This is a genomic window from Rahnella laticis (genome assembly GCF_015644585.1).
GTDB lineage: Bacteria > Pseudomonadota > Gammaproteobacteria > Enterobacterales > Enterobacteriaceae > Rahnella > Rahnella laticis.
Window position 1 is genome coordinate 447,060 of the sequence record NZ_JADOBI010000001.1, and the last position, 14,834, is coordinate 461,893.

Genomic DNA, 14,834 nt, shown 5'->3' on the forward strand with positions numbered 1-14,834 from the left:
GACTCTGGGGTCAGCGGATTGCCTGAACTTTCCTTTTATTTTTCAAGGTTCTCTTATGGCTTTTATTTTTGTTGCGCATGACACGCCGGAGCCTTCCTTGTACGGGGCGATGGCGGCAATACTGGCTGCACAAAAACATTTACCGCTGGCGCATCTGCCGGTGAGCTGGGACGTCGCGTTGTATCCCGATGCCTGCCAGCACGTCATCGGGGAAGGGCAACTGATGACCAGCGGGTTGTTATGGACCGAGAGGCTCAATCCGCAGAGCGCCGGTAAAGTGATGGAGCTGGGCGAATTACTTGAAACCTATGGCACGCAGGATGTCATTATCCCGCTCGGGCCGATGCAGCTCATTCAGTTCACGCAGATTGCCCGGCAGGTGCGTGAAAGCGCGTTCGATTATGAGCTGATCAACGTGGAGCGTTCGAATCAGGGCTATGCCTTCAGCCGCCACGGTATGGAAGATGAATCGCTCGGTTGCTGGTGGCGTGATAACTACGGGCGGTGGATAAACAAAAATACACCGCCGCAAACCCTCACGACATTACGCATTGCGCTGGTCGGCGCACAGTCTGACCAGTGCAGCGTTTATCCGGCCACGCTGGCGGCGCTGGGTGATGCGGCAGATGCGCTCGCGCTTTCGCTGGATGTCGTTTACGCCGCGCCCATGGCGCTGGAAGATCATCTCCATGAAGTGATGGAAAACGTGGACGGCATTTTGTTGCCGGGCGGGGCGGCGATGTGTAACGTCAGCGGGCAAATCAGCGCCGCGCATTACGCGCTGAACCGCAATATTCCGATCCTCGGGTTATGTCTCGGAATGCAAACCATGACCACGGCAATCGTGCAGAAAATGATCGGCTCTTTGCAGGCTAATCTTGCCGAAGCCGACCCGGACGCGGAGATTAAAACCTTTGTTCCGCTGAGCAATACACCGGCGTTTCCGGTTCACCGGCTGGGCAACCATACGATGCTGACGCAGCCCGACAGCAAATTGCGCGAGATCCTGGGCGAGACGTTTACCGTGCGCTATAACCACCGCTTCCATCTTGAGCCGGCGCTGAAAACCGGGCTGGAGGCGTACGGGCTGCGCATCAGCGGGACCGATCTTACCGGGCAGATTGCAGACGGCATTGAGTTCCCGCGACACCCTTTTTACCTGGGCGTTCAGGGGCATCCTGAGCTGTCGTCACTGCGCATAAAACCGCATCCGTTGCTGACGGCGTTTTTGAAAGCGGCAGCGTTAAAGCGCAGTTAACACCGGACCGGCCCAGTTCTCCATGAGCAGGCCGTCGATGCGTGAGAATTCTCTCAGGTTGTTGGTCACCATGACCATGCCTGCGCTGCGGGCCTGTGCGGCAATATGCATGTCGTTTACGCCGACCGGGCTGCCGCTTTTTTCAAGCATGGCGCGGATATGCCCGTAATGCGCGGCGGCTTTCTGGTCGTAATCGATAATCTGCAAATGAGAGACGAAGTCCTCAATCACCTTTCTATTTTTTTGCGGGCTGGCGCTTTTCTCTACGCCGTGCAGTAACTCCGCATAGGTCACCATGGAGATCGCCATGTGATCGGCGTGCTGATTGAATTTTGCCAGCACGCTCATCGGACGCCGCTTCAGGATATAAATGACAATATTGGTATCCAGCAGGTAAGTCAGCATTAAAACGTATCCCGATCCGTCTGGTGTTGAGAGCCGCGTTCTTCCATGAAATCAGCGGAAACGCTGAGGTCGCTGTGGAAGAAATTATCCCATGTGCTTTCAGCCGGTGTGAGTACCAGCGAGTTCCCTACCTTTCTTATCGTCACAGTCTTTACCTCATCAGGAAAACGGCACTCTGCCGGAATACGAACGCTTTGCGTCCGGTTATTTAAAAATACTGACCCTTTTGACATGGTGCTTTCTCCAGTTACATGACCTTAGCCCGGCAAATAGCCCGACAAATTCTGGCTAAAGTTTACGCGCCTGAAAAATATAGTGCAAAGGTATATACGCGGAATGTGAAAGACAACGAAAGAAATCAGCGGATGTTGGATTTTGCGGGATGGCTCGGGGAAAAAGCTGCAACAAAAGAAAATCCCCGCAATATTTACGGGGATCCCTGGAAAACGGGGTTACTTCAGTGTGACGCCGGAACGCGGGTCTGCCGCCAGACGCTGCAATTCCTGCTCAACCAGACTGATGATCCCGGGTTCCAGATCAATCAGCGGCGCGCGAACATGGTGGCCGTCGAAGCCGCGCAGGTTCATGGCCGCTTTCACCAGCTGCGGCTGGCCGTAACGGCGGGCGAGGGCGCGGTACGGATACCACAGGCGGTGAAGTTCGCGGGCGGTGTTTGCATCGCCGCTTTCCAGCGCGCGGTACGTCGCCAGAATAATTTCCGGCAACGCGCCGCTGTTGGTGGTGCTGATGCCGTCGAAACCGCACATCATCGGGCCTAAGAACGCCAGGTCTGAGGCGCAGAACAGACGCAGACGTCCGCCCAGCCGGTTGGCAATCTGGTCGATCGCCGTCGGGTTCAGATCGCCCTGTTTGATGCCGACAACGCCCCCGATATCTGCCAGTTGTTCCAGAACGACCGGCGGCAACGTGATGCCAATGCCCGGCGCGTTGTACACCAGAATCCCGGTGCGTGACAGCGGTGCCATCTGTTTGAAGAAGCTGATGATTTGCGCGTCGGTGACTTCAGAAACAAACGGTGGTGTCACCATCGGCAGGCCGCCAAGGTCGCCCGCCAGTTGTGTCAAATCGCGCACCACGCGGGCGTCGGAACCGGCGCTGCACAGCATGACCGGCACGCGATCGCCGACTACTTCCATCACGTGGCGGAACAACGTGGCGCGTTCGTCAGCGGTCATCGCCGGGAATTCGCCATAAGTGCCGCCGATCAAAATACCGTCATAACCCAGCCCGATAACGCGTTCGATGTTGCGCGATAACCCGGCGAAATCGAACTCACCGCTGGCGGTAAACGGCGTCACGGTGATGTTAAAAATACCTTTCAGGCGGGCCTGACTTTCACTGATGTCTTTCATTTATTCAGTTCCTGTAAAACGAAGCGGTTGGCAAAATCAGAGTAAATACAACGGGCGGTCAACTGTGCCCAGCGCGCGATAACCGGTTTCGGTCACGACAATTGTTTCGCTGACGCCCACGGTAAATTCGCCGTAAATACGCAGTGCGGGTGGAATGTGGAAAGTCATGCCCGGCTGTAATTCGGTGGTGATGCCGCTGTAAAGGCTGAGGATGGCGCCTTCGCCCCAGTCAGGTGCGAACGAAATGCCGATGGAATAACCGGTGCGTTTTTTGAAATTATCGGTGTAACCGGCGCGGTCAATCACGGCCTGACAGGCCAGATGCGGCGCTTCGCAGGTGGCACCCGGACGGATGGCGTCGAGAGCGGCTTGCAGCGCTTCCTGACACACTTTTTCCATTTCCAGTGCAACCGCAGGCGGTTTGCCGAGCCACGCGGAACGCATCAGAGCCGCGTGATAGCGGTCATGCGTGGCGGCCATTTCGAGGAAAATCGGGTCGTTGTCGAGGATCTTACGGCGACGCCAGGTGCCGTGTGGCACGCCGGTGCGCGGGCCGGTGGACACCAGTGGTTCCATGCCCATGTATTCGGAACCTGCGGCAATGGCCGCGCCCATCATGGCAGAAACCAGATCGTTTTCAGTGGCTCCGGCGGCAATGGCGGCGCGTCCGGCGAGCATTCCGGCGTCAACGTAACGGGCGGCATGCGCCATTTTTTCCAGTTCGGCGGCGGATTTCACTGCCCGCAACTGTTCGATAACGCCCGCGGCGTCGTGGATTGTGCCGATCTCAGCCTGCAAGGCTTCATAAACCGCAACCGGCAGGAACCAGCCGCGTTTGTCGATGCCAATCCGGCTCTTCATCCAGCCACGCGCTTTCAGCATGTCGAGCAGGAAATTCACCGGATTATCGCCGTCGGTGTAAATCGCCGCGTCGCGGATAAAGGTGTTGGAGATGAAGTTGAAATATTCCAGCTGGCGGATAACAAATACCGGATCGCCTTCCACCGGTAAAACCAGCGTCTGGAAGGTGTAATAGCCCGGCGTCTGCTGGCCGGTCAGATAAAAGATGTTTTCCGGGCCGGTGATGACCATGACGTCCAGACCGGCCTTCACCAGTAACTGACGCGCCCGCGCAATGCGCTGCTGATACTCTTCTTCGCGAAACGCGGATTCCGCGCCGGGAACGACGCTGCCGAGGTCTGGCAGGGAAACTGACTGTGCTTTCATTGTGCAAACTCCTGAATAAATTCTGCCTGAGAAGGGGTAAAGCTGATGCCCAGCCCTGCGCCGGACGGGCTGCTGAGCATCCCCTGGTGATAGGAAAGACCGTGAACCGGGTCGTTGCCCAGCCCGTCGGCACCGTAAAGTTCGGCATAACGCGGCTGGCTGGCGCGGGCGACGTGCAGGGCAGCGGCGGTCGCGGCGCCTCCCTCATTCATCTGACCGATCATGAACGGCACACCGGCGGCGGTCAGCCGTTTGGCGGCGGCCAGCGTGGGGGCAATGCCGCCCATTTTGACCAGTTTCAGGTGCGCCATAATTTTGCCTTCAAGCTGCAATATGCGTTCTAAATCAGCCTCGCTGCTCATGCTTTCATCGAGCATCAGCGGCACCGGGCTGGCGGCGGCCAGTGCCGGATAAAAGTGCGCGTTGGCATCGGAAACCGGCTGTTCGAGGTAGCTCATTTCGAATTTCGCCAGCGCCAGCAGATGACTGCGCGCTTCTTCCGGCTGCCACTGGCCGTTAGCGTCCGCCGATAAACGGATTTCATGGCCGAAACGCCGCCGCAGGGCGCTGAGCCGGGCTTCGTCTTCGGCAAAGGATGCGACGCCGACGCGCAGTTTCAGCTGCGTAAAACCCCGTTCGACATACGCCGTGGCCTGTTCGAGCATTTCATCCATCGGCGTCCAGAACAGCGTCTGGTTGGTGTAATAACTCACCGTTTCGGCATTTTCTGCGCCCGCCAGTTCTGCCACGCTGAGCCCGTTCTGGCGTGCAATCAGGTCATGCAGTGCGATGTCTATCAGCATCCGCGTCGGTGCCAGAAAATCGGCTAAAAGCGCCGGAAGGTTCAGCAACAACGTACTGGCAGGCTGGCTGAGATCCAGCATGCGCAGGGCGCGGATCACATCACTTAATACCAGTTCAGCGCTGTAGCCGTTGAGATAAGCAATGTTGATACGCACTTCACCGATGCCGTTAAAATTTTTCTCCTCCAGCAACAGATACAACGTATCCAGCCCGGTAATGGTGCCGGATGACGCGGTGTGCAGTTGCAGGTGCGGGTAGCGTAAATCGGCGCGATACAAAGTGGCTTTCACCGGAGGCTCCTCAGCGTTTGAGCATTTTCAGCGCGACGTCGCAGTAGATTTTGCTGCCCGCAATGAATTCGTCGATCGGGATAAATTCATCAGGCTTATGCGCCACCGCCAGCGAACCGGGGCCGATAATGATGCCCTTCGTGCCGAGACTGCGAAAATGCACCAGATCGCAGCCGCCCTGAAAACCGAACGGTCCGGGTTCCGGGTTGCCCTGCGCGGCGCAGGCTTCAACGCCCGCCAGCACAATCGGGTCTTCAGAATCGGTTTCGGTCGCGCCGCCGGTGGTTGGTTTAAAGGTGATGATTTCGCTGCGCACGCCGAATTTGCCGTGAGCCAGTTGCAGTAAATCCTGAATTTCCTGTTTTACCGCGTCTTCGTCTTCGCCCGGCACCATGCGGCGGTCGAGCAGTAATTCGCAGGCACCCGGCAGCACGTTATCGGCGTGTCCGCCGCTGATGCGCGTCACGGTCAGGCTGGCGTTGCCGACCAGAGGATGGCAGCGGCAGCGCACGCTGTGCTCGTGGGTTTCTTCGACCAGGCCGAGTAACTGCGCGGCGCGGAAAATAGCGTTTTCTCCCAGCTCCGGCGTGCCGGAATGCGCGGTCACGCCGTGAACGCGAACCAGCGGACGCAAACTGCCTTTGTGCGCGGAGTAAGTGGTGTTGGAGGTCGGTTCGCCAATCACCACGTAATCAATGTGAGCAGGTGCTTCGCGGACATAAAACTTCGCGCCCTCGCTAGCCACTTCCTCATCGGCGACAAAAATCGCCATCAGCGTGCCGCTCCAGTCGTTACGGTTGGCGGCCAGCCAGCGCATGGCTTCGATCATGGCCACAAGCGGGCCTTTGGCGTCGCAGGCTCCGCGGCCAAATAACTTGCCGTCGCGCTCGGTCAGCGTGAACGGATCCTGTGCCCAGCCTTCTCCGGCGGGGACTACATCGATATGCGTATTAAACGCAAAACACGGGCCGTCACCGTTTTCCAGACGGCCAATGACGTTGGTGCGCCCCGGCGCGTATTCGCTGAGCGTCATGTCGAAGCCGATTTCACTCAGCATCTGGCTGATGAGTTCGGCCGCTTCACGTTCGCGCCCCGGCGGGTTTTCGGTGTTAATCGCGACCAGTGCGGCCAGATCGCGTTTCATTCTGCTGATATCGGGCGATGAAAGGCTCATCGGTGTCTCCTGAAATATCTTTTTTGTGGCAAAACTGGCCCCTGGTGAGGGCGCAATACGGGGGTGATTCCGGGTAAAAGGATCAATGTAAAATCTGATCCAGGAAGCGTTGTGCCCGAAGGCTGACGTCGCCGCCGAAGAATTTTTCGCCGGTCGCGTTTTCGATAATCTCGCCGTTTTCCATAAAGACGATTTGGTTGGCTGCGCGTTTTGCAAAGCCCATTTCATGCGTGACGACTATGCTGGTCATGCCTTCCGCGCTGAGATCGGTCATCACGTCGAGGACTTCGCGGATCATCTCCGGATCCAGCGCCGACGTAGGCTCATCAAACAGCATCAGTTTTGGCTTCATGGCTAACGCCCGCGCAATCGCCACGCGCTGCTGCTGGCCGCCGGAAAGTTCGTCCGGGAACGAATCGGCTTTGTCGGGAATGCGCACTTTGCCCAGCAGTTCCAGCGCCTGCGCTTCGGCCTCGCTGCGGCTGACGCCGAGCACGGTCATCGGCGCAAGCATGATGTTTTCCGCCGCCGTCAGGTGTGAGAACAGTTCATAGTTCTGGAACACCATGCCGATGTCCTGCCGAAGTTTGTGCGGCTCGACGCTGGCATGCGTGATGTCTTTATTGCGAAAGAAAATCGACCCGCCCTGAACCGGCTCCAGCAAATTAATGCAGCGCAGAAGGGTGGATTTCCCCGAACCCGACGGGCCAATCAGCACCACGGTTTCCCCTTGTGCCACATTCAGGGAGCAGTTTTTCAGCACATGCTGCGGGCCAAAATGTTTATCGACGCCGATGATTTCCAGAACCGGTTTGGATTTACTCACGGGCTTCTCCTCAGTTTGGCGTGCTGCTGCGCAGCAGGCGTTCGGTCAAAGACAGCGCAGGTTTCTTGCGCTTTTTCGGGTCAAGCGAGCGTTCCAGCCAGGCCTGTCCGACCATGAAAATGGACGTCAGCACCAGGTAATAAACCCCGGCGGCGCACAGCGCTTCGAAATAACGGAAACTGGCGCTGGCGGTCTGGTTGGCGATAAGCAGCAACTCCTGCACGGCAATCACCGACACCAGTGCGCTGGATTTCAGCATGCTGATCATCTGGTTGCCCATTGGCGGCAGCACGATGCGCGCGGCCTGCGGCAACACAATCTTGCGCATGATCTGACTTTGGGTCATGCCGAGCGCCATGCCCGCGGTGCGCTGACCGCTGCGCACGGCCTGTAACCCGGAGCGCAGAATTTCCGCCATGTACGCGCCTTCATTTAAGGAGAGCGCCATAACGGCGCAGGTGAACGCCGAGAAACGCAGGCCGAAAGTCGGCAGTACGTTGTAGACAAAAATAATCTGGAACAGAACCGGCGTGCCGCGAAACAGCCACAGATAAAAGAACGCCAGAACGGAACCCGCCCGGAAGCGGGATTCCTGGAGCAGGGCCAGAATCAGCCCTGCAATAATGCCGAAGAACAACGAGCACACCGTTAACAACAAGGTCATTAATGCGCCCTGAAAGAACGCCGGTGAGAACAGGTATTGCCAAACAAGATCAAGCGACATGAACTTTCCTCAACGTCAGGGCAAAGCTTTAAGGCCGGACTTCACAACATCAGAAAATGGACACTGAAGCCGGGAACTGCCATTTAGTGACGAGTTTCTGGTACGTGCCGTCTTTCACCACGTCCTGTAAGCCTTTTTCCAGCAGGGATTTCATTTCGGCATCACCTTTACGCACCGCAAAACCAATGTGCGTGTCGGTTTCAAACTCCGCGCCGACGGCTTCGAAGGTGTCGCCTTTTTCGCTCAGCAGCGCGACTGCGCCCGGCGTGGAGAGGAATTCGGCATCAGCGCGTTTTTGCGCCACAGCGACCGCAGAATCGGTTGCGGCCGGGAAGGTCAGCACAGTGAGCGCCGGTTTTTTGGCATCCAGACATTTCTGGTTATCTGCCCGCGCCTGACTTTCTTCGATACCGCCCAGCGTGACGGCGATGTTTTTGCCGCACAGGGATAAATCGCGGCCAGTGATTTTTTCCGGATTGCCTTTCACCACAATCACGCGGCTGCCGATTTTCAGGTAAGGCACGAAATCAACCTGCTCAGAGCGGGTCGGGTTGATGTACATCGCGGAGTTGATGATATCCAGACGTTTGCCCTGCAACGCCGGAATCAGTCCTTTGAATTCCATCGACATCGGTTCCGGTGTCAGCGCCAGCTTTTTCGACAAGGCGGTGATGAGGTCGATATCGAAGCCGGTCAGCTTGCCGTCTTTCGTAAATTCAAACGGCATGAACGTGGCAGCGGTGCCGTACGTCAGCTGACCTTTGCTGACCAGAGCAGGCGCGGCGGCCTGGCTGAACAGCGGGGCACTCAGGCAAATTGCGGCCAGAGAGACGGCGGCATATCGGCGCAAAAAAGCTTTTTTTGACATGACAGACTCCAGTTTCCCATGAGCAGGATTGCTCTTTGTGTCTCATTAAATACAATTAAATTTGCGAGTCAAGGCTCTTTTTTGGTGCATTTGTTGCACGATTTGGGGGCTTTTTAACCAGACTTCACCATCCTCAAGGCTTGTGATATTGTACAAACCTAAACAACAAATACTTTCAGGTGTTGCTATTCCATGACCCAAACAACGACAGCCAGCGGAAGGCGTCTGGCAAACCAAATCCTTGACCTGATACGTGAAGCAAAATTTGAGCCAGGTCACCATCTGCGGGAGCAACAATTAGCCGATATGCTCGGCGTTTCCCGCACACCGGTGCGTACTGCGTTGAAATTGCTATGTGAATTGGGAATTATCGAAGCGCGCCGCAATCAGGGTTTTTTCCTGCTGAAAGCCTTCGATGAACTTCAGCGCATCAGCATCGATATTCCGGCCACCAGCGATCAGGACCTGTACGAGCAGCTGGTCAAAGATCGAATCGCCGGAAAATTGCCCGATTCCCTGACGCAAACGGAAATCGCCCAGCGCTATGAAGCCGACCGCGGTGTGCTGGCGCGCACGTTGCTCCGGTTATCTGAGGACGGCCTGATCGCCCGTAACAAGGGACATGGCTGGTCATTTTTACCGACGCTCAACACCGACGTGGCGCTGAGCAACGGCTACGGATTCCGCCTGATGATTGAACCGGGCGCGATGCTGGGGGCGGGATTCCACGCCGACAAAAGCGCGCTCCGGCGGCTGCGTATGCAGCATATCTATCTGATTACTCACCCCGATATTCTCGCCGTTGATGGCCGTCAGATTTTCGAAACGGACGCCACGTTCCACGAAATGCTGGCGGAATTCAGCGGCAATATTTTTGTTTTACAGGCGATCCAGCAGCAAAACCGGCTGCGACGCCTGCTTGAGTTCGGCAGTTACACCAATAAACAGCGTGTGCGCGAATGGTGCGGCGAACACGTCGCCATCATCGACGCCGTGCTGGAAGGGCGGATGAAAGAGGCGGCAGAAATGATGCGCAGCCACCTGCAATCGGCTTATCAGATGGTGCTCAACAAGGTCAGCAAAGTTGGGTAATCCTTTGATTGAAATTTAATTTTTCGTACGTTAACCAGAGGAAAAAGTGATGGATTTTGGGATTCAGGGCCGCGTGGCGCTGGTCAGCGGCGCGGGCGGCGGTCTGGGCCGGGCCATGGCGATTGCGCTGGCAGCGGAAGGTGCTCAGGTCGCGGTGTGCGGGCGAACGCTTGGCGCATTGCAGGAAACGGTCAGCCTTATCGAAGGGCAGGGCGGAACGGCGCAGGCGTGGGTGCTGGATCTCACGGCACCGGAAAGTTTTGACGATGTGCTGATGCAAATCCGCCGAACGTACGGGCCGGTCGGTATTCTGGTCAACAACTCCGGCGGGCCGCCACCGACCAAAGCCGCAGGGGTTGCGCCGGAACTGTGGCAAAGTCAGTTTGCGACGCTGGTCAGCCCGCTGATTCTTCTCACCGACAAAGTGCTGCCGGATATGCATAACGCAGGCTGGGGGCGGATTATCACCAGCACTTCGTCCGGCGTTGTGGCTCCGATCGCGAATCTCGGGATATCCAACACGCTGCGCATGGCGCTGGTCGGCTGGTCAAAAACGCTGGCATCTGAAGTGGCGGCTGACGGTATTACGGTGAACGTAATGGTGCCGGGGCGGATTTCCACGCGGCGTCTGGGGCAGCTGGATGCTGCGCGCGCCGGGCGTGAAGGCGTTTCCGTTGAAGACGTGGCGGCGAAAAGTGCGGCGGGCATTCCTGCGAAACGTTACGGCAAACCGGAAGAATACGGCGCGGTGGCGGCATTTCTCGCCAGCCAGCAGGCTTCTTATGTGACCGGTTCTGTTATCCGCGTTGATGGCGGAATGATCCCGTCGGTGTGATTTTTTACGGCAAAGGCCCCGCGGTTTTGTGGGGAGCTTTTGCCGGTATTAACCTGACTAATCCTGCAACCTTGTTCATAAGAATGCATTATGTTGGTGCACCACGATGGACAGTTCGGTTTTATTTCACTTAAGTTTTTTTACCCCGCCGGTTTTTTCAAACGTTTCAGCAATCGTTTTTTCTTATGTTCCGTGGCATTAGCCTGCGGCGAGCCGCTATTTCATCTGCCCCACGGAGATTGGCGCAGATCTTGCTTTTATTAGTCACGCTAATCATTACCCAACGGTGTTCCCTTTCCGGGCCAATTGGAGACAGAGATGAATCTCAGACGTCTGAAGTACTTCGTGAAAATCGTCGATATCGGCAGCCTGACGCAGGCCGCTGATGTTCTGCATATCGCACAACCGGCACTGAGCCAGCAACTGGCGACGCTGGAAGGGGAATTGCAGCAACAATTGCTGATTCGCACCAAGCGCGGCGTGACGCCCACTGAAGCCGGGAACATTCTTTATTCACATGCGCAGGCGATTTTGCGTCAGTGTGATCAGATCCACGGTGCGGTGAACAGCGCGGGTCAGTCGCTGAGCGGGCAGGTGTCCGTCGGGCTTGCGCCGGGCACTGCGGCTTCCCAGCTGGCGTTGCCGTTATTGCAGGCCGTGCGTAAACAACATCCGGGCATTTTGTTGTATCTCAACGAAAATTTCGGCACGGCGCTCGGGGATTTAGTGCTCAACGGCCGTATGGATATGGCGGTGTTGTACGGCACAAATAACGATGTCGGGCTGAGCAGTCAGCCGCTGATGAAAGAAGATTTGTATCTGGTCGGCACGCATGCCGTGCCCAATCCGGGAAAATATGTCGAGCTGTGTGATGTCGCGAAACTCAACCTGTTCATGCCGCGTTCATACAACGTGATGCGCCGTCTGGTTGACGATGCCATGGCGGTTCGCCGTCTGACGGCCAATATTATCGGTGAAATCGAGTCCTCCGCCACGCTGACGGCTGCCGTTGCCAGCGGTCTGGGCGCCACCATTTTGCCGGAATCCGCCGCCCGCGCCATGACGGGCCCGGCCAAAGCGTGGATGTCGTGCATCAGCAGCCCGGCGATTCAGGTTCCGCTTTCACTATGTGTTTCAGAAACGCTGGCCCTGTCGCAGGAAGCGGCGGCGGTGAAAAAAATCTTGCTGTCGCTGGTTTTTGAGCAGGCCACGTCAGAACGCGAACCGCTGCTGGCGGCCAGCTGACTACGGTTGTAAAGACGTCCTCCCCTTTTACAAGGGGAGGTATTTTTCAGTGTTTAACACGGGCACTTGCCCATCTTCCCGCCTTCACTCGGGAACCGCGCCTCCAGACACCGGCGGTGAAACTCCCGCTCAGTCATGGGGGCCATTTCCGGGTGCCTCACCTGCATATGTGCCACGTAGTTCCTATAATCCTGAACCCCTACCATCAGCCTGAAACTTTGCGCCGTCCGCTTAACGGCCAGTCTCAGCCACCCGGCGATGTTGTGCGGTTTCGGCTCGACAATGAACAGCGGACGGCAGCGGATGATATGGAACGCGGTAAGCCGGGGCGTTTTAAATAACGAACGTGACTCAGACATGGCGCGCCTCACGACGTTGCACAACAGCCGTTTCGTGTACCGTTGGTGTGGCAGAATTTAGCGCACGGCGGATCACGAAGAACGCTGAAATCAGCATAGTGACCGCCACCAGCATAAAGAACCCGCACAGAATGGCGTTAATCTGATTATTCAGCACGATGGTGTGCATATCAGCCAGGGTTTTAGCCGGTTTGATGATTTCCCCGCTTTCGATCCCGGCATTGAATTTTTTCGCCTGTGCCAGGAATCCGATGGAGGGTTTCTCGTGGAAAATCTTCTGCCAGCCTGCGGTCATGGAGGTAATAAACAGCCAGACAGTCGGCAAAATTGTGACCCACGCATAGCGCTGTTTTTTCATTTTGAACAGCACCACAGTACCCAGAATCAGCGCCATGGAAGCCAGCATCTGGTTACCGATGCCGAATAATGGCCACAGAGTATTGATGCCGCCTAATGGATCGACCACGCCCTGATAAACGAAGAAACCCCAGCCCGCTACGGCGACTGTTGTCCCTGCAATCGTCCCCACCCACGACCGGTTATTCGCCAGCGAAGGAACTGCTACGCCAACCAGATCCTGCACCATAAAGCGGCAGGCGCGGGTACCAGCATCCACGGCCGTCAGAATAAATAATGCTTCAAACAAAATGGCGAAGTGATACCAGAACGCCATCATGGCGCGGCTGTTGAAAACGTCGGTAATAATGTGCGCCATCCCGACGGCGAAAGTCGGCGCGCCACCCGCACGGGAGAGAATGGAATTCTCGCCCACATCTTTGGCTATTTGCGTCAGAATTTCAGGGGTGATTACAAAGCCCCAGCCGTTGATCACCTGAGAGGCGTTTTCAACGGTTGTCCCGATCAGCGCCGCCGGGGAGTTCATTGCGAAGTAGACGCCCGGGTCGATCACTGACGCGCAAATCAGCGCCATGATGGCGACAAAAGATTCCATCAGCATTGCGCCATAACCGATGAAGCGGATATGACTTTCGCGCTCGACCAGTTTGGGTGTTGTACCACTGGAAACCAGCGCGTGGAAACCTGAGATTGAGCCGCAGGCAATGGTAATAAACAGGAACGGGAACAGGCTGCCGGAGAAGACCGGGCCGGTGCCATCGATGAACCGCGAAACCGCGGGCATTTTCATCTCCGGCATGGCGAAGACGATACCCACCGCCAGACCAATGATTACGCCGATTTTCAGAAACGTTGAGAGATAATCACGCGGCGCCAGCAACAGCCAGACCGGCAGAACTGAAGCGATAAAGCCGTAAATCACCAGAACCCAGGTCAGCGTTGTGCCGTGCAGAGTAAAAAACGGGCCCCAGACCGGGTCCGCTGCGACATTTCCGCCGTAAACAATCGCCAGCATCATCAGCGCGAACCCAATCACCGACACTTCGGCAATTTTTCCGGGACGCAAAAAACGCATGTAAATCCCCATAAACAGGGCGATCGGGATCGTTGCAGCAATCGTGAACAAACCCCACGGGCTGTCGGCCAGCGCTTTCACTACCACTAATGCCAGCGCAGACAGAATAATGATCATGACGCCCAAGGCACCTAGCATGGTCACAACTCCGGCAAAACTGCCCAGTTCCTGCTTCGCCATTTCACCCAGAGAGCGGCCGTCACGGCGGGTCGAAATGAACAGGATCAGGAAGTCTTGTACGGCACCGGCGAGCATCACACCGACCAAAATCCAGATGGTACCCGGCAGAAAGCCCATTTGTGCGGCGAGAATCGGCCCGACCAGCGGACCTGCACCCGCAATCGCGGCAAAATGGTGGCCAAATAAAACCCATTTATTGGTCGGGACATAATCCAGCCCGTCATTATGGCGCTCGGCCGGCGTCATGCGCTTGTCATCGAGTTCAAAAACTTTTTCAGCAATAAACAGACTGTAGAAACGGTAGGCAATGCTGTAGCAGGCAATGGCGGCCACCACCAGCCACAGGGCGTTGACGTGTTCTCCGCGGCTTAAAGCCAGCATCCCGAAGGCGAAGGCGCCGATTAACGCCACCACCAGCCAGGTTAACCCGGACTTGACGCTTTTCATGATATGCAACTCCTTGTCAGTGGTCCGGCACGAGGCTGGCCACTTTTTCTATAGAGTATGAGGATGAGAGGTATGGGTCGGACGGCGAAGTGCGCGTTGCGACTTTGTTAAATTACTGGGTAAAAATAGTGTTTTTAAAAAGGAAAGTATGAAGTTAAAGATGAAAATGTGATGCGGTTGACGCTTTGCGACGGGAAGACTGGTCGGATGACATTAAATTTGTGGCGGCGCAGAGATAAAACGAAAAAAACCGGCCTGTGAAAGGCCGGTTTGGGTCAGAACTTCAGGCTTAACT

The 14,834-nt window shown here is 56.5% G+C and carries 15 protein-coding genes; 4 read left to right on the forward strand and 11 right to left on the reverse strand.

Annotation, left to right across the window (positions count from 1 at the left end):
• Window positions 1-55: 55 nt before the first annotated feature.
• The gene (locus tag IV433_RS02005) at window positions 56-1,258 is read left to right on the forward strand and encodes a glutamine amidotransferase-related protein (protein WP_195812644.1); all 1,203 of its coding nucleotides are present in this window, start codon (window positions 56-58) and stop codon (window positions 1,256-1,258) included.
• On the opposite strand, the gene vapC is transcribed toward IV433_RS02005, so the two are convergent.
• From vapC to IV433_RS02050, 9 genes are all read right to left on the reverse strand, one after another.
• The gene (gene vapC / locus IV433_RS02010) at window positions 1,244-1,663 is read right to left on the reverse strand and encodes a type II toxin-antitoxin system tRNA(fMet)-specific endonuclease VapC (protein WP_195812643.1); all 420 of its coding nucleotides are present in this window, start codon (window positions 1,661-1,663) and stop codon (window positions 1,244-1,246) included. The two genes, IV433_RS02005 and vapC, sit on opposite strands and share 15 nt — an antisense overlap.
• Window positions 1,663-1,896 (reverse strand): type II toxin-antitoxin system VapB family antitoxin, encoded by a 234-nt coding sequence (vapB, locus tag IV433_RS02015; RefSeq protein ID WP_152326865.1) that lies wholly within the window; start codon window positions 1,894-1,896, stop codon window positions 1,663-1,665. Before vapB ends, vapC begins: the two co-directional genes overlap by 1 nt.
• 219 nt (window positions 1,897-2,115) lie before the next feature.
• Complete coding sequence (locus IV433_RS02020; protein WP_195812642.1) at window positions 2,116-3,036, reverse strand: dihydrodipicolinate synthase family protein; 921 nt, start codon at window positions 3,034-3,036, stop codon at window positions 2,116-2,118.
• Between the two features lie 36 nt (window positions 3,037-3,072).
• On the reverse strand, window positions 3,073-4,263 hold the full coding sequence (locus tag IV433_RS02025; protein WP_229893159.1) for a M24 family metallopeptidase: 1,191 nt from the start codon (window positions 4,261-4,263) through the stop codon (window positions 3,073-3,075).
• Window positions 4,260-5,357: a mandelate racemase/muconate lactonizing enzyme family protein gene (locus IV433_RS02030; protein WP_195812641.1), complete on the reverse strand. Its 1,098-nt coding sequence runs from the start codon at window positions 5,355-5,357 to the stop codon at window positions 4,260-4,262. Before IV433_RS02030 ends, IV433_RS02025 begins: the two co-directional genes overlap by 4 nt.
• 10 nt (window positions 5,358-5,367) lie before the next feature.
• Window positions 5,368-6,531, reverse strand: a complete 1,164-nt coding sequence (locus IV433_RS02035) for a M20 family metallopeptidase (RefSeq protein ID WP_195812640.1) — start codon at window positions 6,529-6,531, stop codon at window positions 5,368-5,370.
• An 82-nt stretch (window positions 6,532-6,613) separates the two neighbouring features.
• A complete protein-coding gene (locus IV433_RS02040; RefSeq protein WP_326838639.1) occupies window positions 6,614-7,357 on the reverse strand; it encodes an amino acid ABC transporter ATP-binding protein in 744 nt (247 codons plus the stop codon).
• Window positions 7,358-7,367: 10 nt separating this feature from the next.
• The gene (locus IV433_RS02045) at window positions 7,368-8,081 is read right to left on the reverse strand and encodes an amino acid ABC transporter permease (protein WP_195812639.1); all 714 of its coding nucleotides are present in this window, start codon (window positions 8,079-8,081) and stop codon (window positions 7,368-7,370) included.
• A 49-nt stretch (window positions 8,082-8,130) separates the two neighbouring features.
• On the reverse strand, window positions 8,131-8,949 hold the full coding sequence (locus IV433_RS02050; protein ID WP_195812638.1) for an ABC transporter substrate-binding protein: 819 nt from the start codon (window positions 8,947-8,949) through the stop codon (window positions 8,131-8,133).
• 192 nt (window positions 8,950-9,141) lie between these two features.
• On the opposite strand from IV433_RS02050, the gene IV433_RS02055 reads away from it, so the two are divergent.
• The 3 genes from IV433_RS02055 (at window position 9,142) to nac (ending at window position 12,121) form a co-directional block, all read left to right on the forward strand.
• On the forward strand, window positions 9,142-10,041 hold the full coding sequence (locus tag IV433_RS02055; protein ID WP_195812637.1) for a GntR family transcriptional regulator: 900 nt from the start codon (window positions 9,142-9,144) through the stop codon (window positions 10,039-10,041).
• A 49-nt stretch (window positions 10,042-10,090) separates the two neighbouring features.
• Window positions 10,091-10,876, forward strand: a complete 786-nt coding sequence (locus tag IV433_RS02060; RefSeq protein WP_195812636.1) for an SDR family oxidoreductase — start codon at window positions 10,091-10,093, stop codon at window positions 10,874-10,876.
• 318 nt (window positions 10,877-11,194) lie between these two features.
• Window positions 11,195-12,121: a nitrogen assimilation transcriptional regulator NAC gene (gene nac / locus IV433_RS02065; RefSeq protein ID WP_195812635.1), complete on the forward strand. Its 927-nt coding sequence runs from the start codon at window positions 11,195-11,197 to the stop codon at window positions 12,119-12,121.
• 53 nt (window positions 12,122-12,174) lie between these two features.
• Here the strand turns inward: nac and IV433_RS02070 are convergent, their stop codons facing one another.
• Both IV433_RS02070 and IV433_RS02075 read right to left on the reverse strand, forming a co-directional pair.
• Window positions 12,175-12,480, reverse strand: a complete 306-nt coding sequence (locus tag IV433_RS02070) for a YbdD/YjiX family protein (RefSeq protein ID WP_195812634.1) — start codon at window positions 12,478-12,480, stop codon at window positions 12,175-12,177.
• A complete protein-coding gene (locus IV433_RS02075) occupies window positions 12,473-14,539 on the reverse strand; it encodes a carbon starvation CstA family protein (protein WP_195812633.1) in 2,067 nt (688 codons plus the stop codon). Before IV433_RS02075 ends, IV433_RS02070 begins: the two co-directional genes overlap by 8 nt.
• Window positions 14,540-14,834: the final 295 nt, after the last annotated feature.

Coding starts and splice junctions, on each gene's coding strand:
- IV433_RS02075 (WP_195812633.1), bottom strand. CDS start 14,539: ATGAAAAGCGTCAAGTCCGGGTTAACCTGGCTGGTGGTGGCGTTAATC.
- IV433_RS02035 (WP_195812640.1), bottom strand. CDS start 6,531: ATGAGCCTTTCATCGCCCGATATCAGCAGAATGAAACGCGATCTGGCC.
- IV433_RS02070 (WP_195812634.1), bottom strand. CDS start 12,480: ATGTCTGAGTCACGTTCGTTATTTAAAACGCCCCGGCTTACCGCGTTC.
- vapC (WP_195812643.1), bottom strand. CDS start 1,663: ATGCTGACTTACCTGCTGGATACCAATATTGTCATTTATATCCTGAAG.
- vapB (WP_152326865.1), bottom strand. CDS start 1,896: ATGTCAAAAGGGTCAGTATTTTTAAATAACCGGACGCAAAGCGTTCGT.
- IV433_RS02045 (WP_195812639.1), bottom strand. CDS start 8,081: ATGTCGCTTGATCTTGTTTGGCAATACCTGTTCTCACCGGCGTTCTTT.
- IV433_RS02060 (WP_195812636.1), top strand. CDS start 10,091: ATGGATTTTGGGATTCAGGGCCGCGTGGCGCTGGTCAGCGGCGCGGGC.
- nac (WP_195812635.1), top strand. CDS start 11,195: ATGAATCTCAGACGTCTGAAGTACTTCGTGAAAATCGTCGATATCGGC.
- IV433_RS02005 (WP_195812644.1), top strand. CDS start 56: ATGGCTTTTATTTTTGTTGCGCATGACACGCCGGAGCCTTCCTTGTAC.
- IV433_RS02020 (WP_195812642.1), bottom strand. CDS start 3,036: ATGAAAGACATCAGTGAAAGTCAGGCCCGCCTGAAAGGTATTTTTAAC.
- IV433_RS02050 (WP_195812638.1), bottom strand. CDS start 8,949: ATGTCAAAAAAAGCTTTTTTGCGCCGATATGCCGCCGTCTCTCTGGCC.
- IV433_RS02055 (WP_195812637.1), top strand. CDS start 9,142: ATGACCCAAACAACGACAGCCAGCGGAAGGCGTCTGGCAAACCAAATC.
- IV433_RS02025 (WP_229893159.1), bottom strand. CDS start 4,263: ATGAAAGCACAGTCAGTTTCCCTGCCAGACCTCGGCAGCGTCGTTCCC.